We start from the raw sequence: 22,531 nt of genomic DNA, 5'->3' as shown, positions 1-22,531 counted from the left end.
CGTGTCCCCGCTCCCGATGATCTGAAACTGTTCTCGGAGCGGTGGTGCCGCGCACATCCGCTAGGGCGTCCTAGGAAGCTAGGTGTACTGATCGTCGCGAGCTGCCGCCGCCCTCAGCGGGCTGTTGACCTGCCTTATGGCCGCTGTCGAGCTGAACCGTCCCTGCTATCGGAAGTCCCTGCCCTGGTCAGCGACGACTGGTAGCGCAGTTGGTCTGCCGGTTCCCGCCAGCCAGCTGAGACGTCATGCGCCCGGCCGTCGTCGCCGGCGGGCCCGCGTTCCCACTTCCCCACCCCTCGTTCTGGAGTGGAGCCCGATCCCCGTCCGCCTCCGACACGCCCACTCCGTCGGCCGCCGGGTCTGCCGACCACCTCCGTTCGTGCGTCACATCGCGCCGCCTCTGGCACGGACGCCACCAACCGCCCCCAACGGGATCCCACCACCGCCCCTCGAATGTGAACCTTGGACAGTTTCCGTTAGCTCGAAACGGAAACTGTCCAAGATCTTGAACCGATTCGTCCAGGCGCAGACCCTCCTGCTCTGCTTCAACCACCGCAACGGTCCGCGCCCAGAAGCAGTGCGGTGGTTGAAGCAGAGCAAAGGCGGCCGAGAGGTCACCCTCGCCGGGCCGAGCGATGCGGCAGGTCGCCTGATCCGTCCGTGACATCAGCTCGACAGTGCCCCTACCCCGAAGCCCTACCCCGAAGGATGGGCGGGTCAGGTCATGGGCCCAGCGTCCTTCGGGGTAGGGGGCGGTGGTGGCCAGACCACGACCTGGCCACCACTCACCACCGCACCGTCGAGCAGCCGGACAGGGAGCGTCCGTCAGGGCGACTCCTCGGCGGCTCCCAGCGACAGGATCTGCCAGTCCGCCAGGTCGGCGAGCATCTGGCGGTCGTGGGTGGCGACCACCACCGCCGCCGGGGTCTCCCGCAACGCGGCGGTCAACTCGTCCACCAGCAGCGCCGAGAGGTGGTTGGTGGGCTCGTCGAGGATCAACAGGTCGGGCAGCTCGGCCAGGCGCAGGGCCAGGTTCAGCCGCCGCTGCTGCCCCTGCGACATGCGGCCCACCGGAGTACGCAGCGCCTCCCGGTCCAGCAGGTGCGTCGCGCCCAGCGGCAGGCGGTCGGCCTCCCGGAGCCGACCTGCGGACTGGAGCCGACCCACGTGCTGGTCGTACAGGTCGCGGGCGAGCGCGCCCGACGGCCATGCCGGCACCTCCTGTCCCAGGTACGCCACCCGGGCCCGCCCCAGGTGCCGGACGGCGCCGGTGGAGGGTTCGAGGTTCTGGGCGAGCACCTCGAGCAGGGTCGACTTGCCGGCACCGTTGGGCCCGGTCACCAGCAGCCTCTCCCCACCGTCCAGGGTGAGCGTGACCGGCTGGTGCAGCCGCCCGGCCACCGTCACGTCGTCGCAGCGCAGCAGCGGCACCCCGGGGCGGGTCCGCAGCTCGGGCCAGCGCAGGCGCAGCGGCGGCTCGGGCACGGTGAGCCGGTGGGCGTCCAGGTCCTCCTGCCGGCGACGCAACGCCTGCACCACCCCGGGCGCCCGGGACTGGCGCTGATGCTTGCCGTGCCCCTTCTCCGGCCGCCAGCCGGTGCTGAGCCGCTGCCGTGCCTCGTTCACCGCCTCGGCCAGCCGCTGGTGTTCGGCCTGCTGGGCCTCGTAGTCGTGCAACCAGCGTTCCCGCTCGCGGCGACGGCCCTCCTGCCAGCCGGCGTACCCACCGGCGAAGACCCGTGGGCGGCCGTCCTCGCTGGGGTCGAGGTCGAGGAACTCCTCGGCCACGTCACCGAGCAGGGCCCGGTCGTGGCTGACCAGCACCACCCCGCCCGCGTGCTGACGCAGGCGCAGGGTCAGGAACGCCAGGCTGTCGGCGTCGAGATGGTTGGTCGGCTCGTCGAGCATCAGCAGGTCGTGTCGTGCCCCGAGCAGGCAGGCCAGCCGGACCCGGTAGCGCTGGCCGACCGACAACGTCGACAGCGGGCGCTGCCGGTCCGGGCAGGCGTCCAGCCCGGCCAGTGCCACGTCCACGCGGCGTTCCGCGTCCCAGGCGTCCAGTCGGGTGGCGGCGTCCAGCGCGACGGCGTACGCGGTGTCCGCGCCGGGCCGGCCCTCGGCCAGTCCCGTCGCCGCGTCGTCCAGCGCCCGCACCGCCTCCTGGGACTCCCGGATCGCTGCGGCGACCAGGGTGCCCACCGTCTCGCCGCTGCGGGCCTCCAGTGCCTGCCGGGCCACGCCGAGCGTGCCGACACGCTCCACCGTGCCCTGGTCCGGGGTGATTTCCCCGATCAGCACCCGGAGCAGGGTCGTCTTGCCCCGGCCGTTCTCGCCGACGACCGCCAGCCGCGAACGGGCGGAGACGGTCACGCTGACGTCGGACAGCACCACCCGTCCGCCCAGCACCACGCGTACGCCCTCGGCCCGGACATGCGCCCGGTCACCGGCCGGCAGGCCGGGGGTCGAGTCCTGGGTGGGGTTCAGTTCAAGATTGTTCACTCTGCGCTCTTCGGCTCGTCGTGGAGCCGGGCAGCGTGATCAGGCCGCCCGGCGGGAACACCAGGACGGCGACACAGAGTGGAGCTAGAAGAAGCCGGTCAACCCTGCCGCCGTCAGCGGCCGGACCAGGGCTTCATCGAGAAGGCACAGGAGTACATGGCCACGATCCTATCCGACTCCTGGTTGACTGAGAACATGAGCGAGATCCTGCTCGTCCGACACGGCGAGACCACCTGGAGCGCCAGTCGCCGGCACACCTCGTACACGGATCTGGAGCTGACGCCCGACGGTGAGCGACAGGCCCGCGCGCTCGGTCCGGCGCTCGCCGGCCGGCGGTTCGCCGCGGTGCTGAGCAGCCCGCGCCGCCGGGCGCTGCTCACCGCGCAACTGGCCGGGCTGACCGTCACCAGCACCGACGAGGATCTGGCCGAGTGGCACTACGGCGACTACGAGGGCCGGACCACCGCCGAGATCCACGACGAACGGTCCAGTTGGAACGTGTGGACCGACGGGTGCCCCAACGGGGAGTCGCCCAGCGAGGTCGGCGAACGCCTCGACCGGCTGCTCGCCACGGTGCATCCGCTGCTCGACCGGGGTTCCGTCGCGGTGGTCGGGCACGCGCACTCGCTGCGCGTGCTGGGTGCCCGGTGGATCGGCCTGCCGCCGTCGGCCGGCGGGCTGCTCCGGCTGGACACCGCCACCATGAGCGTGCTCGGCCACGAGCACGGCCGGCGGGTCATCCTCCGGTGGAACCAGCCGCCTCCCCCGCCGCCCGCGACCGTGAGCGACTCGACGGCTCGCCACTGATCTTCGGCGGACGGCCTTCGTAGGGCGTGGAGAGCACCACCGTCGTCCGGGTGGTGACGTTCGCCGCGGTCCGGATCTCCTGGAGTACGCGTTCCAGGTCGACCGGACCGGCCACCCGCACCAGCAACAGGTAGAAGTCCTCCCCCGCCACCGAGTAGCACGAGTCGATCTCGGGCAGGTGCGCGAGGCGTACCGGGGCGTCGTCCGGCTGCGACGGGTCGAACGGCCGGATCGCCACGAACGCGGTCAACGGCAGGTCGAGCGCCTCGAACGAGACCCGCGCGGTGTAGCCCTTGACCACACCGCGCTGTTCCAGCCGGCGTACCCGCTGGTGCACGGCCGAGACGGACAGACCCACCTTCTCCGCGAGATCCGTGTACGACTGCCGGCCGTCCGTGGTCAGCGCGGCGACGATGGCCCGGTCGATCTCCTCCACGGCGTGCAACCTACCGGGAAAGGCCCGTCCGCGCGACGACGAACCCACCCGAGGGCAGGCGCGGTCACTCCTTGGCCAGGGCCCGGGAGATCACCAGACGCTGGATCTGGTTGGTGCCCTCCACGATCTGGAGCACCTTGGCCTCCCGCATGTAGCGCTCCACCGGGTGGTCGGCCACGTACCCGGCGCCGCCGAGCACCTGCACCGCGTCGGTGGTCACCCGCATCGCCACGTCGGTGGCGAAGAGTTTCGCCTTGGCCGCCTCGATCGAGTACGGCCGTCCGGCGTCGCGCAGCCGGGCGGCGGCGAGCGTCAACGCCCGGGCGGCGGAGATCTGCGTGGCCAGGTCGGCGAGGGTGAAGCCGAGGCCCTGGAAGTCGATGACGGCACGGCCGAACTGGCGACGTTCCCGGGCGTAGCCGACCGCGTAGTCCAGCGCTGCCTGGGCCAACCCCACCGCGCAGGCGGCGATGCCGAGGCGGCCGGAGTCCAGGGCGGACATGGCGATGGTGAAGCCGGCGCCCTCGCCGCCGATCAGCCGCTCCGCCGGCACCCGCGCGTCGTCGAAGACGAGCTGTGCCACCGGTGACGACCGCAGTCCCATGGTGCGCTCGGCGGCCTGCGGGTGGAGACCGGGAGTGGCCCGGTCGAGCAGCAGGCAGGAGATGCCCCGCGGACCGGGTACGCCGGTGCGGCAGAAGACGTTGTAGAAGTCGGCCACCTGGGCGTGGGTGATCCATGCCTTGGTGCCGGTGACCACGTACGCGTCGCCGTCGCGGACCGCCTTGGTGGTCAGCGCGGCGGCGTCCGAGCCGCCCTGCGGTTCGGAGAGGCAGTACGCGCCGAGCAGCTCGCCGCCGATCATGTCGGGCAGCAGCTTGCGCTGGGCGTCGTCGCCGAACGTGGCGACCGGGTGGCAGGAGAGCGTGTGCACGCTGACCGCCTCGGCGACCGCCAGCCAGCGGCTCGCCAGGATCTCCAGCACCTGGAGGTAGACCTCGTACGGCTGGGCGGCGCCGCCGTACTCCTCCGGATAGGGCAGGCCGAGCAGACCGGCCCGGCCCAGGGTGCGCAGCAGTTCGCGGGGGAACTCGGCGCGCTGCTCGAACTCGACGGCCTTCGGGGCCAGCTCGCGGTCGGCGAGTTCGGTGGCCAGCTCCAGCAGGTCGTGGGCCTCTTCGGTGGGCAGGATCCGGTCGACGGTCATAGCGTGGTGAGCTCCGTGGGATGGTGGTGAGCTGTCGTACGCCGTGGCAGCTTCTGGCTCCCACCCGCTCAGCTTAACGTTCGTTCGGGTGGCGGGCACGGACGGTGCGGGTCGTGTCGACCACCGACCGACCGGCCTCGCGGTCAGTCCATCAGCCAGAGACAGAACGGGTGGCCGTCCGGGTCCAGGCAGACCCGCACGTCGTCCTGCGGCTGGAACTCGGCCAGCGTGGCACCACAGGCCAGCGCGTGCTCCAGGGCGGCGGCCAGGTCTTCGACCCCGACCTCCAGATGCATCATCATCTGCTGCCGGTCCGCCTCGGCCGGCCAGGTCGGCCGCACGTACGCCCGCTCGCGCTGGAAGGACAGGCCCACCCCGCCCTCGGGCCCGCGCAGGATGACGTCGTCGGCCTCCTCGACCTCCACCGTCCAACCGAGCAGTCGCGCGTAGAAGCGGGACAGCGCCGCCGGGTCGGGTGTGTCCAGGTTGACCGTGGTCAGCGCGAGTCGGGGCCTCGTGGTCATCGCGTCCTCCTGGATCGCGCCGTCGACGTGCCGTCGACCGCGAACGTCGGTGGGATGTGCCAGGCTGTCGGGCGTGGCACAGCAGACCCCGATCATGCTCGTCGACGCGCCCAGTCTCTACTTCCGGGCCTACTTCGGCATCCCCGAGTCGGCCGCGCGGACCGCCGACGGCCAGCCGGTCAACGCCGTACGCGGATTCCTCGACATGCTCGCCCAACTGGTCCGCACCCGGCGGCCGGGCCGGATGGTGTGCGCGATGGACCACGACTGGCGGCCGGACTGGCGGGTCGCGCTGCTGCCGTCGTACAAGGCGCACCGGGTGGCCCCCGAGGGCGGCGAGGTCGTGCCGGACACCCTCAGCCCGCAGGTGCCGATGATCCTGGACGTGCTCGACGCCCTCGGCATCACCGTGGTCGGCGCGACCGGCTACGAGGCCGACGACGTGCTGGGCACGCTCTCGGTCACCCAGCCCGGCCCGGTCGAGGTGGTCTCCGGCGACCGTGACCTGTTCCAGCTCGTCGACGACGCCCGTGGGGTGCGGCTGCTCTACGTCGGGCGGGGCGTGGCCAAGCTGGACGACTGCGACGACACGGCGGTCCGGTCTCGCTACGGGGTGGCCGCCGACCGGTACGCCGACTTCGCCGCGCTGCGGGGCGACCCCAGTGACGGGCTGCCGGGCGTGGCCGGCGTCGGCGAGAAGACCGCCGCCCGACTGGTCGAGCGGTACGGCGACATCGCCGGCATCCTGGCCGCGCTGGACGATCCGGCCTCCGGTTTCGCGCCCGGCCTGCGCACCAAGCTCGACGCCGCCCGCGACTACCTGGCGGTGGCCCCGAAGGTGGTGCGGGTCGCCCTGGACGTGCCGCTGCCGTCGCTGCCGACCGAGTTGCCGGCCGCACCGGCCGACCCGGAACGCGTGGTCGAGCTGGCCGAGCGGTGGAACCTGGCCGGCTCCACGCGCCGCCTGGTCGACGCCCTCGCCAACCGCACCACGACGGGCTGACGGACACTCCGTTCCACGAGAACTCACATACGGGGTTTATCGCGCGCACCTCTGGACGGGGCATCGCATCGACAGACGACAATTGATGTGTCGTCGACTCGATCGGGGGATCCCGCCATGGTCAGATTCCGCGCCCTGTGGCCGGCGCTGCTGGTCGCCGTCTGCGTGACCGTGCTGGCGCCGACGACGCTCGCCCGCGCCTCCACGGCGAACCCCTCATCGACCGCCGACCCGGCCACCGTCATCTGCCCGGTCTCCGTGGTCATGCACGGATCCGCCTACATGACCACCATCGTGGTGGTGAACACGGGCTCGGCGCCCCTCGTCGACTGGGCCGTCCGCTTCACCGCACCGCTCCCCGCATATGTCCATCCCTACGCGGAGAACGGCACCCTGACTCTCGTGGGCACCACCGGCACACTCACTCCGGCGTGGCCTCCGTACACCAACACCCTCGCGCCCGGCGCGGCTGCCATCATGCGCTTCAGCGGCGTCGCCTTCATCGCGACTCAGCGACCGACCGCCTTCGAGGTCGGCGGCACGCCCTGTCAGGTCGCCTACTACACCTGACAGGGCGACGAGCCCGGATCATCTGCGCGCGCGAGCTGCGATCAGGCCACCTCGCGCAGGTAGCCGTCGATCGAGGCGGCCAGCACCTCCGCACCGGGACGCGCCCACACCTGCGCGTTGAAGACCTCCACCTCGATCGGGCCGGTGTAGCCGGCCGCGTCGACCGCCTCGCGCATCCGGCGCAGCTCGATGCAGCCGTCGCCGGGCAGCGCCCGCCCCAGCAGCACGCCCTCGGGCAGCGGGGTGATCCAGTCGCAGACCTGGAACGAGGCGATCCACTCCCCCGCGCGGGCGATCTGGTCGTGGACGGTGTCGTCCCACCACACGTGGTAGGCGTCCACCACCACGCCGACCACGCCCGGGTCGAACCGTTCGGCGATGTCGAGCGCCTGGCCGAGGGTGGAGATGACGCAGCGGTCGGCGCTGAACATCGGGTGCAACGGCTCGATGGCGAGCGTCAACCCGGCGGAGTCGGCGTACGGGGCCAGTTCGGCGACGGCGTCGGCCACCCGGGCGCGCGCCCCGTCGATGTCCTTGCTGCCCGAAGGGAGGCCGCCGGAGACCAGCACCAGCACCGGCGCGCCGAGCGCGGTGGCCTCGTCGACGGCGCGCCGGTTCTCGTCCCACCAGTCGTCGGCGGTGAAGAACCCGCCCCGGCACAGCGTGGTGACCGCCAGCCCGGCGTCGCGGACCAGCTTGGCGGCGCGGTCCAGGCCGTACTCGGCAACCGGCTCGCGCCACAGGCCGATGCCGGGCACCCCGGCGTCGACGCACCCGGCCACCACGTCGGGCAGCGCCCAGTGCGTGGCGGTGGCCTGGTTGAACGAGAAGCGGGCCAGCTCCGGACGCCCGCCGCTCACTGGGCCACCCCCGCCACCTGGAAGAAGGCCCGGGCGCGGGCGGCGGCCAGCTCGGCGTCGGGCAGCAGGCCGGCGGCGTCGGCCAGGGTGAGCAGGGTGCCCAGGTGCGCCGGTGACCGGCCGGACTGGAGGCCGCCGACCATGGTGAAGTGGTCCTGGTGACCGGCCAACCAGGCGAGGAAGACGATCCCGGTCTTGTAATACCAGGTCGGGGCCGCGAACAGGTGCCGGGCCAGCGGCACGGTGGGCGCGAAGATCTCGTCGTACGCGGTCAGGTCGCCCCGGTCGAGGGCGGCGAACGCGGCCGAGGCGGCCGGTGCGATGGCCGCGAAGACGCCCAGCAGCGCGTCGGAGTAGCCGTCCGCGTCGCCCCGGATCAGCTCCGGGTAGTGGAAGTCGTCGCCGGTGTAGAGGCGTACGCCGGCCGGCAGTCGGCGGCGCAACGCCACCTCGCGTCCGGCGTCGAGCAGCGACACCTTGATCCCGTCGACCCGGGCGGCGTGTGACTTGAGCAGCTCCACCACCGTGTCGGCGGCCAGGTCCAGGTCGGTCGAGCCCCAGTAGCCGGCCAACGCCGGGTCGAACATCGGGCCGAGCCAGTGCAGCACCACCGGCCGGTCGGCGGCGGACAGCAGGTCGTCGTACACCCGCAGGTAGTCCTCGGGGCCACGGGCGGCGGCGGCCAGGTGGCGGCTGCACATCAGCACCGGCACCGCCCCGGCGGCCTGCACGTCGTCGAGCTGCTCGCGGTAGGCGGCGGCGACCTCGGCGAGGGTGACCGGGCCGGCCGGGAGCTGGTCGGTGGCGGCACCGGCGACGATCCGACCGCCGGCCGCCCGGGCCTCGGCCGCGCTGCGCCGGATCAGTTCCCGGGTGGCCGGGTAGTCCAGGCCCATGCCGCGCTGCGCGGTGTCCATCGCCTCGGCCACCCCCAGCCCGTACGACCAGATGTGGCGACGGAAGGCGAGGGTGCTCTCCCAGTCGACGACGGCGGGCGTACCCGGGGTGTTGTCGGCCTGCGGGTCGGCCACCACGTGCGCGGCGGCATAGGCGATCCGGCTGCGCGGCGGGCCGTCGGGGCGGGGGTGCCCGGTGCCACCGGCCAGCCGCAGTCGCCGGCCACCGGGCAGGTTGACCTCGGTGGCGCTCACAGCGACAGCTCCGGAATCTCGACGCGGCGACCCTCGCGGGCCGACACCAGACCCAGCTCGGCCAGTTGCACGCCGCGCGCCCCGGCCAGGAAGTCCCACGGGAACGGCTCGCCGACGGCGACGTGCCGCAGGAACGCCTCCCACTGCACCTTGAAGCCGTTGTCGAACTCCTCGTTGTCCGGCACCTCGGTCCACTGGGCGCGGAAGTCCTCGGTGGCGGGCAGGTCCGGGTTCCACACCGGCTTCGGGGTGACCGCGCGGTGCTGCACCCGGCAGCGACGCAGTCCGGCCACCGCGCTGCCCTGCGTGCCGTCGACCTGGAACTCGACCAGTTCGTCCCGGTGCACCCGGACGCACCAGGAGGAGTTGAGCTGGGCGATCACGCCGCCGGCCAGCTCGAACACGGCGTACGCGGCGTCGTCGGCGGTGGCCGCGTACGGGCGACCCCGCTCGTCGACGCGCTGCGGGATGTGCGTGGCGACGGTGGCCGAGACGCTGCGGACCTCGCCGAAGAGTTCCGCCAGCACGTAGTGCCAGTGCGGGAACATGTCGACCACGATGCCGCCGCCGTCGGAGGCCCGGTAGTTCCACGAGGGACGCTGGGCGGGCTGCCAGTCGCCCTCGAAGACCCAGTAGCCGAAGTCGCCGCGCACCGACAGCACCTGACCGAAGAAGCCGCCGTCGAGCAGCCGCTTGAGTTTGCGCAGCCCGGGCAGGAAGAGTTTGTCCTGCACCACGCCGGTGCGGATGCCGGCGGCGTTCGCGGCACGGGCCAGGTCCAGGGCGGCGGCGGTGTCCTCGGCGAGGGGCTTCTCGGTGTAGATGTGCTTGCCGGCCTCGATGGCCTGCCGGATCGCCTTCTCCCGCTGCTGGGTGACCTGCGCGTCGAAGTAGATCTCGACGTCGTCGCGGGCCAGCGCCGCGCTCAGGTCGGTGGTCCAGTCGGTCAGGCCGTGCCGGTCGGCGATCTCCCGCAGCTTGGCCTCACTGCGGCCGACCAGCACGAGGTGCGGCCAGAGGGTGGTGCCGTCGGGCAGCCGTACGCCGCCGGCGTCGCGGATGGCCAGCAGGGAGCGCACCAGATGCTGCCGGTATCCCATCCGGCCGGTGACGCCGTTCACGATGATGCCGATCGACCTGCGGGTCATGGGGGTCCTTCCGTCGCACACGCTCAGGTAAGCGCTTTCCCCGCGTAGCCTAGGCCGGACGGTCACGCCTGGGCAAGCGCTCTCCCGGCAGCGATATTTCCGGCACCCACCACCCACCGACCGGTGCCGACCACCGTCCCGACACCGTGCGAAGCACGCTGAGCTGGGCCGCGACCAGCGGTGTGAGCTGCCGGAACCGGCCCCCGAGCGGACGACCCCGACTGCGGTACGGTGACGCTGGCCGCAGGCGCGCGGCGTGAGCGCAAGGGGGCGGTACGTGGCGACTCTGTCCGATGTGGCCCGGCGGGCCGGCGTCTCCCCCGCCACCGCCTCTCGGGTGATCAACGGCAGCAGCAAGCCGGTCACCGACGAGTTGCGGGAGCGGGTGCTCCAGGCCGTCGCCGAGTTGCAGTACGTGCCCAACGCCCACGCCCAACTGCTCGCCCGCTCGCACCGGGGCGCGGTCGGCGTGATCGTGCACGACGTCTCCGACCCGTACTTCTCCGAGATCACCCGGGGCCTGCAACGGGTCGCCACCGACCAGGGTCGACTGCTGATGATCTGCAACAGTTACCGCGACCCGGAACGCGAGTTGGAGTATGTCGAGCTGCTGCGCGGGCACCAGGTGGCCGCCATCATCCTGGCCGGCTCCGGCTACCACGACACGGAGTTCACCCGCCTGCTCAACGGCAAGCTGACCGCGTACGAGGCGACCGGCGGGCGGGTCGCGGTGATCGGCCGGCACGAACACTCCGGCGACGCGGTGATGCCCGACAACCGCAGCGGCGCCCGGCTGCTCGGGCAGGAGCTGTGCCGGCTGGGCCACGACCGGATCGGGGTGGTGGCCGGCCCCCAGGTGTTGACCACCACCACCGACCGGTTGACCGGGCTGCGCGAGGAACTCACCGCCCACGGCCGCGACCTGCCGGAACACCGCATCCGGTACGCCGAGTTCGACCGCGACAGCGGTGCCGCCGCCACCGCCGCCCTGCTCGACGCGGAACCGGAGCTGACCGCCATCGCGGCGCTCAACGACTCGATGGCGATCGGCGCGCTGGCGCTGCTGCGCTCGCGCGGGCTGGCGGTGCCCGACCGGGTCAGCGTCGTCGGCTTCGACGACATGCCGATGGCCCGGGACGTCACCCCGACGCTGACCACGATCCGGCTGCCGCTGGTGGAGATGGGCGCGCGGGCGATGGCGCTGGCCCTGGACCCGGGTGCGGACCGCCCCCGGGTGGAGTCGCTCGCCGCCGAGCTGGTCCGCCGGGACAGTTCCGCCCCGCCACCCGGCTGACCGCCGGGCCGCCGCGATCGGGTTGCGCGGCTGAGATAGACGTAGTGCCATGCGTAGATTACTGATCTCCGCCGCGCTCGCCGTGGCGATGGTGGCCGGTGCCACCGGGCCGGCGGTGGCGGCCCCTCCGGACAGCCCCGCGCCCCGGCCCGCCGCCACCGGCTGGTCCATGGCCGGCGGCGAGCTGACCTGGCGTTCGAGCACCCGGGTGCCGGTCGGTGGTGCCGCGGTCGAGTTCTGGTCCGGTGACCGGCGGCTCGGCCAGGCCCGCCCGCACCCGGACGGACGCACGTTCAGCCTGCCGCTGACCGGGCCGGTTGAACCCGACCAGCTCAGCGTGCGGGCCGGCGGCCGACGGCTCGACGGGGCGGCTCCACCGGCCGCCCGTCGGTCGGGGCCGGTCCCCGCCGCACCCGCTCCGCAGCCCGCCGCCGCCGTCGATCCCGGCGTCCCCGGACCCCACGCACCGATCACCGGCGAGTACGACCTGCCCGCCGTCACGCTGCCGGACTTCCCGGAGAAGGTGGAGATGCGCGCCGTCGTGGTCGCGCCGCAGCGGGCCTCCGGTGCCCGACCGCTCGCGGTGTTCCTGCACGGCCGCCACACGAACTGCTACCAGAGCGGTTCCGACGATCTGTTCCTCCAGTGGCCCTGCCCGGACGGCACCGATCCGATCCCCAGCCACCGGGGCTACCTCCAGGCGCAGCGGCTGCTCGCCTCGCAGGGTTACCTGACGGTCTCCATCTCGGCCAACGGGATCAACGGCCAGGACTGGGCCCTCGAGGACGGCGGCGCCCAGGCCCGATCCTCGCTGGTCCGGCTGCACCTGGCGAAGTGGGCCGACTGGGCCGGTGCCGGCCGCGCCGCCGCGCCGGACATCGTGCGCGCGGCACCCCGCGCCGACCTGTCCCGGGTGCTCCTGGTGGGTCACTCCCGGGGCGGCGAGGGCGTCAACCGCGCCGCGATGGACTCGCTCACCCCGCCGCCGGCCGCCGTCGACGGCTACTCGGGCCGGGTCCGCTGGACCGTACGCGGTCTGCTGCTGATCGGTCCGACCATCTTCGGCCACAACCCGGTGCCGGACGTCCCGTCGGTAACGATCCTGCCCGGCTGCGACGGTGACGTCCTCGACCAGCAGGGCCAGATCTTCGTGGACGGCACACGCGGGGTCAGCTCCGGCCGCGCGTTGCACAGTGCGCTCTACGTCATCGGCGCCAACCACAACTTCTTCAACACCGAATGGACGCCCGGACAGGCGGTGGCCCCGTCGTGGGACGACTTCTTCACCGACGACGGCGGCCCGGATGCCGTCTGTGATCCCGGCACCCCGACCCGGCTCACCGCCGCGCAGCAGCAGACCGTCGGCGCCACCTACGTCGCCGCCGCCGCACGGCTCTTCGTCGCGGGCGACGACCGGGTCCGACCACTGCTCGACGGCAGCGGCCGACGCGCCCCCTCGGCCGACCCTGCCCGGGTGCGCAGTCACGCGCTCGGCGGCAACCGCACGCCGGTCCTGACGCCGGATGCGTCGACCCGGCTCTCCGGCGGGGCTCGCCTCTGCGAACAGGTCACCTTCGACCCGCAGCGGTCCTGCCTCGACCCGGACGACCGCAACGCGCAGTTCGCGCACTTCGTGCCGTTCTACTGGAACGTGCCCGACGCCGACCGATACGCGGCCGAGCTGACCTGGTCCCGCGCCGGCACCCCGATCCGGCTGGCGCCACCCCGGCCGGTATCCGCCGCCGGTGCCCGGGAGCTGGCACTCCGCGTCATCGTCCCGCCCAACACCACCGACAACCGGTGGGACGTCACCGTCGTCGGCACCGACGGACGGCGCACCCGGCTCGGTGAGGTCCGGATCGACGGCCTGCCCGGGACCGGGTACACGACCTCGTACTGGGCACAGGAGGTGCGGGTGCCGCTGAAGAGCGCCCCCACCCGGCTCGCCGCGATCGAGATCACCCCGCGCAGCGCGACCGGCAGCGCCTGGCTGCTCGACGCGTGGGGATGGGCGCCGGGTACGCCCGACCCACGCCCGGCCCCCCTGCCCCGCCTCGACGTCGGCACCCTCCAGGTATCCGAGGGCGACTCCGGCACCCGGACGCACGAGATCCCGGTGTCGTTGACCGGACGCGGCAGCGGCGCGGTACGGCTGTACCTGCTCGACCCGATGACCCTCGAGACGCGCATCTGGACGGCCACCGTGCGGCCCGGTCAGCGCCGCATCCCGGTGCCGGTCGAGGTGGTCGGGGACACGCTGTGGAACTACACCGAGCAGTACACCTTGTCCGTCAAGACGGACCGGGGCGTGGTGGTCGGCGACTACGTCGGTGGACTCGACGTCCGCAACGACGACCCGGTGCCGGTGCTCACCGTCGAGTCCCGCGAGGCGCGCGTGGCCGAGGGCGAACTGCTGAGCTGGCGCTTGTCCGCGTCGGCGCCGACCGAGCAGGGGCTGTTCCTGTCCACCTGGCCACAGGCGCCCAGCGCCGGGCCGGAGTTGTCCACCCTGGACGTCGACCCGGACTGGTTCACCGACAACGCGTTCGAGCCGGTGCAGCCGGAACGGCCGTTGTCGCAGACCTGGCTGACGCCGTACCTGGTGATTCCGGCCGAGACCGGCGTCGGTGAGGTCATCGTGCCGACGGTCGCCGACTCGGTGACCGAGCCGGACGAGTGGATCGAGCTGACCTTCGCCGAACCCGAGGACGGGCCGATCGTGGACGTGGTGCTGACCGGAGTGGTGACCGGCGGCTGACCGGTGACCGGCGGCACCGGACGCATACCCTGGTCCGGTGCCGCCGCTCAGCCCCACCCAACAGGTCCTCACCGCCGACGACGTGGCCGACTACGTCCGGGCCTCGTTCGGCCCCGACCGCAAGGTCCGCGACTGTGCGCCGCTGACCGGCGGCAGCTTCGCCACCGTGTGGTGGGTCCACCTCGACGACGACCGCCAGGTCGTGCTCAAGGTGGGCCCGCCGCCCCGCGCCCGGCTGCTGCGGTACGAGACCGGGCTGCTCGCCGCCGAGGCCCGCTACTTCCGGCTGGTCGCCGACGGCGCACCGACGGTGCCGGTGCCGGCCGTGCTGCACCACGGCGTGCACCCGCGCCTCGGCGAGTGGTTGGTCACCAGCCGACTGCCCGGCCGCGCCCTGCCCGACCTGGACGTCGACGACGCACCGGCCCGCGCCGACCTGGGCGCGGCGACGGCGGCCGTGCACCGGATCACCGGCGACCGGTTCGGCTACGACGCGGGCCGCAGCGGCGGGACGACCTGGCGGGCGGCGTTCACGGCGATCATCGATGACCTGCTCGCCGACGCCGCCGACTGGGACATCGCACTGCCCGCCCCGCCGCAGCGGTTCCGCGCGCTGGTGGCCCGGCACGGTGACCTGCTCGACCAGGTACGCCGCCCGGCGCTGCTGCACTTCGACTGCTGGGACGGCAACGTGCTGGCCGCGCCGGACGCCACCGGCGCGTACCGGATGTGCGGGCTGGTCGACGGCGAACGGTTCCTCTACGGCGACCCGCTGCTGGACCTGGTCTCGCCGCTGTTGTTCCGGCGGGCCGAGGACGAGCCGACCCATCCGTTCCTGCGCGGGTACGCCGAGGCCACCGGCACGCCGCTCGTCTTCGACGACGGGGTGCGCCGCCGGTTGGCGCTGTACCGGATGCACCTGCACCTGCTGATGACCGTGGAGATGCCGAGTCGGGGCATCACGCCCGACAACGACCCGGGGCGGCACATGCTGCTGGCCGACCTGGTGGCGCGTGACCTGGCCGACCTGGCCGACGACTAACCTGCGGTGGCCTCGACGGCGAAGGCCAGCACGACCAGGGTGCCGTTGCTGACCGCGTGGGCCAGGATCGGCACCCAGAGGTTGCGGTACCGGTGCAGCAGCCAGGCGAAGATGAGCCCGGCGACGAGCGCACTGATGGTGTTGAAGAACCGGGGCAGGTGCGCTACGGCGAAGAAAGCCGAGGAGAGGACGATGGCGGCGACGGCAGGCATCCGGGCCGCCAGTCCGCGGAAGAAGACGCCCCGGTAGAGGACCTCCTCGTAGACGGGTGAGGCGACGGCACCGAAGGCGAACGCGAAGGTGAACTGCGCCAGGAGGCTCCCGGCGGGGTAGCCGCCCTCTCCACCGCCGCCCTCGGTGAGCGCGGTGGGCAGCACCAGCAGCAGGCCGAGGGTCAGCGCGGCCTTGGCCATGCCCCATCCGGCGGCGGCGCCGACCTGGGCCCGGTCGGGGCGCTCCAGCAGCAGCGGTCGGCGGATCGCGCCGAAGCGGTGCCAGGTGACCAGCAGGCCGACGGCCAACTGGGTGCCGTTGATCAGGGCCCAGGCGATGCTCGTGGCCGCCATCTCGGACATGCCCAGCCGGGCCGGTCCCTGTGCCAGGAAGTCCGCCACGGCCGAGTTGGCCAGGCCGATGCCGACGAGGAACACCAGGGCCATGTCGCGGTAGGTGAATCGAGGGGCGTGGGTGATCGGGGTGGTCCGGCCCGGTGCGGAACTGCTCATGGGCGCTAGATTAGGTCGCTGACCTATATCGGTCAAATGACCGATCATCTATGATCGCTGGCGTGCCGAAGGTTGTGGATCATGAGGAGCGGCGGCGGCATCTCGGTGCCGCCGCCTGCACAGTGCTCGCCCGCTCGGGCTCGGTCGGGATGACCGTCCGGGCGGTCGCCACCGAGGCCGGCATGGCGCTGGCGACCGCTCAGCACTACCTGCCGACCAGGGAACGCATGGTGCAGGCGGCCATCGCGCACCTCGCCGAACGGGTGACGCGCCGGGCGCAGACGATCCCGGCGGACGCCATCACCGTGGACGTCCTCCGGCAGGCGGCGTGCGAAATCGTCCCGCTGGACGACGAGCGGACCTTCGAGGCCCGGGTCTGGCTCGTCCTGACCGCCGAGGCGCTGGTCGACGCGCAGATAGCGGAGATCCTCGCCGAGAGCGAGGCGGCCCTGCGGGCCAACCTCGAACGGTTGCTCACCCGGGGTCGGGCCGGCGGCGACCTCGGGGCGCACGTCGAACCGCGCGCCGAGGCCGCCGCGCTGACCACCCTGACCGACGGCATCACGGTCCGGATCCTGACCACCGGCCTGAGTCCCGCCGACGCCCGCACGGAGATCGACACGCACCTCGCCCGACTCGCGCCGGCAGCCGGTTGACGGCGGCACCCGGTCCCGCCGTGCCCACGCTCGACGGCGGGACGCCCGGCCTCGCCACCACAACCGCGAACGCCACCCGCCCGGCCGCCGTCAGGCAGGGCGGGTCGGCGGCTCACCGCGCGGGCGCGAAGCGGGCCAGGGGGTTGGTCAGGGCGCCGACGAGTTGCAGGGCGGCCGACGGGTCGGAGAGGTCGACCATCTGCTGGTTGTCGCGCAGTTGCAGCCGGTTGAGGCAGGAGAGCGCGAACTCCGGGGCGAACAGGTCGTAGCGGGCCAACCGGTCGGCCAGGTGCGGCACCTGGTCGGCGTACGCGGTGGCGCAGTCGGCGACCGCCCGCCAGAACGTCTCCTCGTCCACCACGCCCTGCGCGACCAGGGTGGCGCTGAGGAAGCGGAAGAAGCAGTCGAAGACGTCGGTGAAGATGGAGAGCAGCTTCATGTCCTCCGGGATGTCGGCCCGGATGCGCTCCACGGTCGCCGGCAGCTCCGCCTCGGCGCTCATCACCACGATCTCCTCGGCGATGTCCTTGAAGATCACCCGCTCGACCGCGCCGTCCCGCAGCACCATGATGACGTTCTCGCCGTGCGGCATGAAGGCCAGGTCGTAGGCGTAGAAGGCGTGCAGCAGCGGGGTCAGGTAGGCGTTCAGGTAGCGGCGCAGCCACTCGGTCGGCGCCAGTTTCGAGGCGGCGACGAGTTCGGCGACGAACGAGCGCCCGTCGGCGTCCACGTGCAGCATCGACGCCATGGTGGCCAGCCGTTCGCCGGGGGCGAGGCCGGGCACCGGGCTCTCCCGCCAGAGTGCGGCCAGCATCTTGCGGTACGGCGAGTAGCGGTCGGTGGCCGCCTCGTACTGCCGGTGCCGGTAACCGACGGCGGCCCGCTCCCGCAGGATGGTCAGGCCGGTGGCGCCGAAGACCGCGTCGCCGGCGACCAGCTCCGCGAGCCAGTCGTTGATCGCCGGGGTGGCCTCCATGTACGCGGCCGACAGTCCCCGCATGAAGCCCATGTTCAGCACCGACAGGGCGGTCTTGACGTAGTGCTGCTGCGGCGCGCTGACGTTGAAGAAGGTCCGGATGGACTGCTGGGCCAGGTATTCGTCCGGCCCCTCGCCGAGGTGCACCAGACGGCGGCGAGCCACCTCACCGGCGAACGTCACCGACATCTTGTTCCACCACTGCCACGGGTGCACCGGCATGAGCAGGTAGTCGTCCAGGTCCAGACCGAGGTCACGCATCGTGTCGGCGAACCGGGACAGGGTCGTCTCGCCCAGTTCCGCCCGCAGGAAGCTCGCGTACTCCAGGTCGGCGGCGCTGGTGAAGGTGGCGTGGTCGCGGTGCGCGGCCACCCAGACGAGCCGGACCGGATGGGCGGCCTCCGGGGCGTAGCGGTGGTACTCGTCGACGCCGAAGCCGAGGCGGCCGTTGTTGGCCACGAAGCACGGGTGGCCTTCCGTCATCGACGTCTCGATCACCTGGAAGTCGGCCTCGACCAGCTCGGCGGCGCTGGGCAGCGCGCGGTCCAGCTTGTACGCGGCACCGGCCAGCGTGGAGGTGATCTCCTCCAGGTAGACGGGCAGGATCCGGTCGGCGAGCCCGAGCGCGTCGCGCAGCTCCAGGCAGAGGTCGACGGCGTCCAGCGGCAGCGACTCGTCCCCCCGGTGCCGGGTGATGCTCTCCGGGTCGATGTCCCAGTGCTCCAGCGCCAGCACCCGCGCGGCGAAGCGGTACCGCACCGCGCCGGAGTCGCCGCTCACCGCGTACCACCGGCGGCCGTGCGCGTCGGCGGGCCCGGCGGCCGGGTCGACCGGCTCGGGGGTCAGCAGCCGCTCGTGGGTGAACTCGGCGAGGGCCTTGCGCACCAGCAGCCGGTTGACCCGCTCCCAGGTCTGCGGACGCAGGTGGGCGACCGGTGCGGACGAGGCGGGGGTGGTCACGATGATGCTCCTTCGCTACGGGTCGCGGCGACGAACCGTTCCCGGGTGCAGATGCTCAACAGCGCCGTCTTCTCCGGCTTGTCGATCGGGCCGGTCACCTCGAACCCGACCGCCGCGTTGAGCGCGTGCACGGCGGTGTTGCGCACGTCCGGCTCGACCACGACCCGACGGGTGGCGGGGTCGGTGAAGAGCCAGGCCATCACGGTGGTGATCACGGCGGTGGTGAAGCCGTGCACGGGGGCGTCGGTGGGCGCGCAGAGGAAGTGCATGCCGACGTCGCCGGGCTGCGCGTCGTAGAGACCGACCAGCTCCACCCGGGCCGGGTCGTAGCGTTCGGCGAGGAACGCCGGCTCGCCGCGCCACAGGCCGAGGAAGGCGTCGTGGTGCGGGTGGGCGGCGATCGCGCCGTACTCGGCCGCGACCCGGTCCACGTCGGCGTCCTGCATCATCCAGAACGCCGCCTTCGGGTGGGTGACCCAGCGGTGCAGCAGCGGCGCGTCGGCGGCCACGTCGAGCGTACGCAGGGCGAACTCGCCCAGCCCCGGATCGTGGCGGGTGAACACGAGCTCGGTCACGCGGGCACCCCGAACTCCTGGAACGTGATCGACTTCTCGATCGGGTACGCCTCCCGGCCGAGCATCTCGCGGATGATCCAGGCGTTGCGGTATGGGCCCATCCCGAGGTCGGGCGAGGTGATGCTGTGCGTGTGCGTACCACCGTTCTGGAGGAAGACGCCGCGCCCGGTGCTGTCGATGCTGTAGTTGCGGGCGACGTCGAGCCGGCCGTGCCCGTCGAAACGCAGCCGGTCCCGGATCGGGTCCAGGTACGCCGGCACCCGGTAGTGGTAGCCGGTGGCCAGCACCAGCCCCTCGGTCTCCATCGTGAAGTCGCGTTCCTGCTCGACGTGGCGCAGCGCGAGCGTGTGCACCCCGGCGGCCTCGTCGTAGCGCACCCCGGTCAGCTCGGTGTTGGTCAGCAGGCGGGTGTCCACCGGGCCGTGCACGCTGGTGGCGTAGAGCAGGTCGAAGATGTCGTCGACCAGGTCGGCGGAGATCCCCTTGAACAGGCCCTTCTGCTCGGACTCCAACCGGTAGCGGGTCGCCTCGGGCAGCGCGTGGAAGTAGTCCACGTAGTCCGGTGAGGTCATCTCCAGGGTGAGCTTGGTGTACTCCAGCGGGAAGAACCGGGGTGAGCGGGTCACCCAGTTCAGCCGGTAGCCGTACGTGTGGATGTCGCCGAGCAGGTCGTGGTAGATCTCGGCGGCGCTCTGGCCACTGCCGACCACGGTGATGCTCCGTTTGGCCCGCAACGCGTCCCGGTTGGACAGGTAGCGCGAGTTGTGCACCGCGTCGGAGGTCAGTCCGGCGCACGCGGGCGGCAGGTGCGGCGGGGTGCCGGTGCCGAGCACCACGTGCCGGGCCCGGTGCGTCACGGTCTCGCCGGCCACGGTGGCGGTCACCACGTACCGGTCGTCGGACGGATCGTACTCGACGGCGGTCACCTGGTGACCGAAGCGCAGGTTGGCCAGCTTCCCGGCGGCCCACCGGCAGTACGCGTCGTACTCCACCCGCAGCGGGTAGAAGTTCTCCCGGATATAGAAGGGGTAGAGCCGACCGATCTCCTTGAGGTAGCTGAGGAAGGAGTACGGCGAGGTGGGGTCGGCCAGGGTCACCAGGTCGGCCATGAACGGGGTCTGTAGGCGGGAGGACTCCAGCAGCATCCCGGGGTGCCAGGACACGTCGTCGCGGGCCTCCAGGAACAGCCCGTCGATCTCGGCGATCGGCGCGGTCAGGCAGGCCAGGCCGAGGTTGTACGGGCCGAGACCGATCCCGATGAAGTCGTAGCTGGACATCCGGCCCTCCAGGCTCGGGTTCTCCGGCGGCATGTCAGCCGACCGGGCAGGTCAGGTCAACGGCGGGCGTGCCGGCGTGGGCGTGCACGTACCGGCCGGCGTGCTCGGCGATCAGGTCCAGCACGTACCCGACATCCTCGCGTGTGGTGTGCGGATTGAGAACGGTGAACTTGAGGTACTGCCGACCGTCCACCTTGGTCCCGGCGACGACGGCCAGGCCGGAGGCGGCGAGCGCCTCCCGGGCCCGCAGGTTGGCCGCGTCGGCCAGGTCCCGCCCCCGGCCCGTGGGCAGCCAGCGGAACACCACCGTGCTCAGCGGCGAACGGGTCAGCACCTCGAAGCGGGGATCGGCGGCGACCAGCTCGAAGGCGTCGTCGGCCCGGTCGCAGACCTCGTCGAACAGCTCGCCGACCGCGTCCGGGCCCATCACCCGCAGGGTCAGCCAGAGCTTGAGGGCGTCGAAGCGCCGGGTCGTCTGCATGCTCTTGTCGACCTGGTTGGGGATGCGCTGGGCGACCATCCGGGCCGGGTTGAGGTAGTCGGCGTGCCAGGTGACGTGCCGCAACGTCCGCCCGTCACGGACCAGCACCGCGCTGGAGCTGACCGGCTGGAAGAAGGACTTGTGGTAGTCGACGGTCACCGAGTCGGCCCGCTCGATGCCGTCGAGCAGGTGCCGGCGGGTGGGCGAGACCAGCAGCCCGCAGCCGTACGCGGCGTCGACGTGCAGCCACACCCCGGCGGTGGCGCACACCTCGGCGATCCCGTCGAGCGGGTCGATGGTGCCGAAGTCGGTGGTGCCGGCGGTGGCGACGACCGCCATCACCGGCAGGCCGTCACGGCGGCAGCGGGCGATCTCGTGGCGGACCGCGCCGGCGCGCATCCGACGGTCCGGGCCGGTCTCCACCAGCACGATCGCGTCCGGGGCGAGGCCGAGCAGCTTGGCCGCCTTCTGGACGCTGAAGTGGCCGGCCGCCGAGGCGATGATCCGCAGCCGGGGCAGCAGGATGCGCCGGTCGGCAGGGGTGGCCCCGGCCAGGGCCTCCTCCCGGGCCAGCAGCAGGGCGTGCAGGTTGGACTGGGTGCCGCCGCTGGTGAACACCCCGTCGGCGGTCGGGCCGAACCCGATCCGGCCGGCCGTCCAGTCGACCAGCCGTCGTTCGATGAGGGTGCCGCCGGCGCTCTGGTCCCAGGTGTCCATCGAGGAGTTGACCGCGCTGAGCACCGCCTCGCCGAGCAGTGCCGGGAGCACCACCGGGCAGTTCAGGTGGGCCAGGTAGCGGGGGTGGTGGAAGTAGACCGCGTCGCGCAGGTAGACCTCCTCCAACTCGTCCAGGGCGGCCGTGGCGTCACCCAGCGGGCGGTCCAGGTCGACGGCGTCGACCAGCGGCGCCAACTCGTCCGGGTGTACGCCAGAGCAGGGTCCGGTCGCCTCGGCCACCCGCCGGGCCACCCGCTCGGTGCCGGCCGCCACGACGCGCCGGTACTCCTCGACTGTGCCGGCGTGGAACAGGTGGGCCCGGGCTGTTGTGGGCCCGTTCGGCGGCCGGGTCGGCGTTGCCTCGGCGGTGTGTACCGGCAGGGTCATGGACGTCCTCCACGCTCGGCGGATCAGGTGTCGGGCAGCCGGAACCCGCCGCTCGTACGTCGAGCGGCGGAGTGCTGCGGTCTCGGCGGGTGGTGGCAGGGGCGGCCGGCGGGATGAGGCGCGGGTCGCCCGGAGGCGTCAGGCGAGCAGTCGCGCACCCGGGGGCGGGGTGGCGGTCGGCACGAGGCCGCTAATGGCAGGTGCGAAGCGAGGTCGACCGATGTGACCGTCACGCGAAGGACCGAAAGTGATCGGCGAGTCGTCTCCGTCACGGCCGGCGGCCACGCCGACTGCGTCAGCAGTGCCGGCGGCGAGTGAGCCCCTGTGCGGGGAACGGCGGACGGAGACGGGATGAGGCATCGCGTCGTCTTTCGATCAGGGTCGAGAGGACCTTGGACAACCGCGGTTAGGTTAACCTAACCTAACCGACTGTCAAGTCCTGCTCGGCGTTTCGCACCACACAGGAGCTCACACTGTC

At 72.4% G+C, this 22,531-nt stretch carries 19 protein-coding genes; 7 read left to right on the top strand and 12 right to left on the bottom strand.

From position 1 onward, the window contains the following. Nucleotides 1–825: 825 nt before the first annotated feature. Nucleotides 826–2,499 (bottom strand): ATP-binding cassette domain-containing protein, encoded by a 1,674-nt coding sequence (locus ACFYTT_RS04860; protein WP_387257792.1) that lies wholly within the window; start codon nucleotides 2,497–2,499, stop codon nucleotides 826–828. 195 nt (nucleotides 2,500–2,694) lie between these two features. Here ACFYTT_RS04860 and ACFYTT_RS04855 point away from each other — a divergent pair, with 195 nt between their 5' ends. Next, complete coding sequence (locus tag ACFYTT_RS04855; RefSeq protein ID WP_387257966.1) at nucleotides 2,695–3,306, top strand: histidine phosphatase family protein; 612 nt, start codon at nucleotides 2,695–2,697, stop codon at nucleotides 3,304–3,306. Here ACFYTT_RS04855 and ACFYTT_RS04850 read toward each other — a convergent pair. From ACFYTT_RS04850 to ACFYTT_RS04840, 3 genes are all read right to left on the bottom strand, one after another. Continuing rightward, on the bottom strand, nucleotides 3,236–3,742 hold the full coding sequence (locus tag ACFYTT_RS04850) for an Lrp/AsnC family transcriptional regulator (RefSeq protein ID WP_131053653.1): 507 nt from the start codon (nucleotides 3,740–3,742) through the stop codon (nucleotides 3,236–3,238). The two genes, ACFYTT_RS04855 and ACFYTT_RS04850, sit on opposite strands and share 71 nt — an antisense overlap. A gap of 64 nt (nucleotides 3,743–3,806) precedes the next feature. Continuing rightward, nucleotides 3,807–4,949 carry an acyl-CoA dehydrogenase family protein gene (locus ACFYTT_RS04845; protein WP_176094103.1) on the bottom strand — a complete coding sequence of 381 codons (1,143 nt, stop codon included), beginning with the start codon at nucleotides 4,947–4,949 and terminating at the stop codon, nucleotides 3,807–3,809. Nucleotides 4,950–5,092: 143 nt separating this feature from the next. Continuing rightward, complete coding sequence (locus ACFYTT_RS04840) at nucleotides 5,093–5,473, bottom strand: VOC family protein (protein ID WP_387257789.1); 381 nt, start codon at nucleotides 5,471–5,473, stop codon at nucleotides 5,093–5,095. Nucleotides 5,474–5,567: 94 nt separating this feature from the next. Here ACFYTT_RS04840 and ACFYTT_RS04835 point away from each other — a divergent pair, with 94 nt between their 5' ends. Beyond that, nucleotides 5,568–6,476, top strand: a complete 909-nt coding sequence (locus ACFYTT_RS04835; RefSeq protein ID WP_387257965.1) for a 5'-3' exonuclease H3TH domain-containing protein — start codon at nucleotides 5,568–5,570, stop codon at nucleotides 6,474–6,476. Between the two features lie 117 nt (nucleotides 6,477–6,593). Beyond that, on the top strand, nucleotides 6,594–7,046 hold the full coding sequence (locus tag ACFYTT_RS04830; RefSeq protein WP_176094101.1) for a cellulose binding domain-containing protein: 453 nt from the start codon (nucleotides 6,594–6,596) through the stop codon (nucleotides 7,044–7,046). Nucleotides 7,047–7,087: 41 nt separating this feature from the next. Here the strand turns inward: ACFYTT_RS04830 and ACFYTT_RS04825 are convergent, their stop codons facing one another. The 3 genes from ACFYTT_RS04825 to ACFYTT_RS04815 are packed head-to-tail and all read right to left on the bottom strand — an operon-like array spanning nucleotide 7,088 to nucleotide 10,205. Beyond that, nucleotides 7,088–7,906, bottom strand: a complete 819-nt coding sequence (locus ACFYTT_RS04825) for a sugar phosphate isomerase/epimerase family protein (protein WP_387257786.1) — start codon at nucleotides 7,904–7,906, stop codon at nucleotides 7,088–7,090. Continuing rightward, entirely contained in the window at nucleotides 7,903–9,057 is a 1,155-nt protein-coding gene (locus ACFYTT_RS04820; protein ID WP_387257784.1) for a dihydrodipicolinate synthase family protein, read from the bottom strand. Before ACFYTT_RS04820 ends, ACFYTT_RS04825 begins: the two co-directional genes overlap by 4 nt. After that, nucleotides 9,054–10,205, bottom strand: coding sequence for a Gfo/Idh/MocA family protein (locus ACFYTT_RS04815; protein WP_387257782.1), 1,152 nt, complete (start codon nucleotides 10,203–10,205; stop codon nucleotides 9,054–9,056). The genes ACFYTT_RS04820 and ACFYTT_RS04815 overlap by 4 nt, the downstream gene beginning before the upstream one ends. A gap of 277 nt (nucleotides 10,206–10,482) precedes the next feature. Here ACFYTT_RS04815 and ACFYTT_RS04810 point away from each other — a divergent pair, with 277 nt between their 5' ends. Genes ACFYTT_RS04810 through ACFYTT_RS04800 form a run of 3 tightly spaced genes read left to right on the top strand, consistent with a single transcriptional unit; the run spans nucleotide 10,483 to nucleotide 15,299 of the window. Further along, entirely contained in the window at nucleotides 10,483–11,499 is a 1,017-nt protein-coding gene (locus ACFYTT_RS04810; RefSeq protein ID WP_131057463.1) for a LacI family DNA-binding transcriptional regulator, read from the top strand. Between the two features lie 49 nt (nucleotides 11,500–11,548). After that, nucleotides 11,549–14,257 (top strand): hypothetical protein, encoded by a 2,709-nt coding sequence (locus ACFYTT_RS04805; RefSeq protein ID WP_387257780.1) that lies wholly within the window; start codon nucleotides 11,549–11,551, stop codon nucleotides 14,255–14,257. Nucleotides 14,258–14,294: 37 nt separating this feature from the next. Beyond that, a complete protein-coding gene (locus ACFYTT_RS04800) occupies nucleotides 14,295–15,299 on the top strand; it encodes an aminoglycoside phosphotransferase family protein (protein WP_387257778.1) in 1,005 nt (334 codons plus the stop codon). Here the strand turns inward: ACFYTT_RS04800 and ACFYTT_RS04795 are convergent. Beyond that, on the bottom strand, nucleotides 15,296–16,024 hold the full coding sequence (locus ACFYTT_RS04795; RefSeq protein WP_131052911.1) for a CPBP family intramembrane glutamic endopeptidase: 729 nt from the start codon (nucleotides 16,022–16,024) through the stop codon (nucleotides 15,296–15,298). The genes ACFYTT_RS04800 and ACFYTT_RS04795 overlap by 4 nt on opposite strands. A gap of 62 nt (nucleotides 16,025–16,086) precedes the next feature. Between ACFYTT_RS04795 and ACFYTT_RS04790 the strand changes: the two genes are divergently transcribed. Beyond that, entirely contained in the window at nucleotides 16,087–16,680 is a 594-nt protein-coding gene (locus ACFYTT_RS04790) for a TetR/AcrR family transcriptional regulator (protein WP_131052910.1), read from the top strand. Between the two features lie 112 nt (nucleotides 16,681–16,792). On the opposite strand, the gene ACFYTT_RS04785 is transcribed toward ACFYTT_RS04790, so the two are convergent. From ACFYTT_RS04785 to ACFYTT_RS04770, 4 genes are read right to left on the bottom strand one after another with little or no spacing between them, the layout of a single operon-like run. After that, nucleotides 16,793–18,616: an IucA/IucC family protein gene (locus tag ACFYTT_RS04785; RefSeq protein WP_387257775.1), complete on the bottom strand. Its 1,824-nt coding sequence runs from the start codon at nucleotides 18,614–18,616 to the stop codon at nucleotides 16,793–16,795. After that, entirely contained in the window at nucleotides 18,613–19,191 is a 579-nt protein-coding gene (locus ACFYTT_RS04780) for a GNAT family N-acetyltransferase (protein ID WP_387257773.1), read from the bottom strand. Before ACFYTT_RS04780 ends, ACFYTT_RS04785 begins: the two co-directional genes overlap by 4 nt. Then, the gene (locus ACFYTT_RS04775; protein WP_387257770.1) at nucleotides 19,188–20,468 is read right to left on the bottom strand and encodes a lysine N(6)-hydroxylase/L-ornithine N(5)-oxygenase family protein; all 1,281 of its coding nucleotides are present in this window, start codon (nucleotides 20,466–20,468) and stop codon (nucleotides 19,188–19,190) included. Before ACFYTT_RS04775 ends, ACFYTT_RS04780 begins: the two co-directional genes overlap by 4 nt. A gap of 34 nt (nucleotides 20,469–20,502) precedes the next feature. Next, entirely contained in the window at nucleotides 20,503–22,053 is a 1,551-nt protein-coding gene (locus ACFYTT_RS04770) for a pyridoxal phosphate-dependent decarboxylase family protein (protein WP_387257769.1), read from the bottom strand. Nucleotides 22,054–22,531: the final 478 nt, after the last annotated feature.

Origin of the sequence: Micromonospora sp. NPDC003816 (genome assembly GCF_042874705.1) — a bacterium.
Taxonomy (GTDB): domain Bacteria; phylum Actinomycetota; class Actinomycetes; order Mycobacteriales; family Micromonosporaceae; genus Micromonospora.
The sequence above is the reverse complement of the archived record's forward strand: the minus strand, read 5'-3'. Positions and strand labels throughout refer to the sequence as shown.

What these genes read in the sequence shown, in the direction of transcription:
- ACFYTT_RS04835 (WP_387257965.1), top strand. Translation starts at nt 5,568, where the DNA reads ATGCTCGTCGACGCGCCCAGTCTCTACTTCCGGGCCTACTTCGGCATC.
- ACFYTT_RS04805 (WP_387257780.1), top strand. Translation starts at nt 11,549, where the DNA reads ATGCGTAGATTACTGATCTCCGCCGCGCTCGCCGTGGCGATGGTGGCC.
- ACFYTT_RS04840 (WP_387257789.1), bottom strand. Translation starts at nt 5,473, where the DNA reads ATGACCACGAGGCCCCGACTCGCGCTGACCACGGTCAACCTGGACACA.
- ACFYTT_RS04775 (WP_387257770.1), bottom strand. Translation starts at nt 20,468, where the DNA reads ATGTCCAGCTACGACTTCATCGGGATCGGTCTCGGCCCGTACAACCTC.
- ACFYTT_RS04770 (WP_387257769.1), bottom strand. Translation starts at nt 22,053, where the DNA reads ATGACCCTGCCGGTACACACCGCCGAGGCAACGCCGACCCGGCCGCCG.
- ACFYTT_RS04795 (WP_131052911.1), bottom strand. Translation starts at nt 16,024, where the DNA reads ATGAGCAGTTCCGCACCGGGCCGGACCACCCCGATCACCCACGCCCCT.
- ACFYTT_RS04855 (WP_387257966.1), top strand. Translation starts at nt 2,695, where the DNA reads ATGAGCGAGATCCTGCTCGTCCGACACGGCGAGACCACCTGGAGCGCC.
- ACFYTT_RS04845 (WP_176094103.1), bottom strand. Translation starts at nt 4,949, where the DNA reads ATGACCGTCGACCGGATCCTGCCCACCGAAGAGGCCCACGACCTGCTG.
- ACFYTT_RS04815 (WP_387257782.1), bottom strand. Translation starts at nt 10,205, where the DNA reads ATGACCCGCAGGTCGATCGGCATCATCGTGAACGGCGTCACCGGCCGG.
- ACFYTT_RS04830 (WP_176094101.1), top strand. Translation starts at nt 6,594, where the DNA reads ATGGTCAGATTCCGCGCCCTGTGGCCGGCGCTGCTGGTCGCCGTCTGC.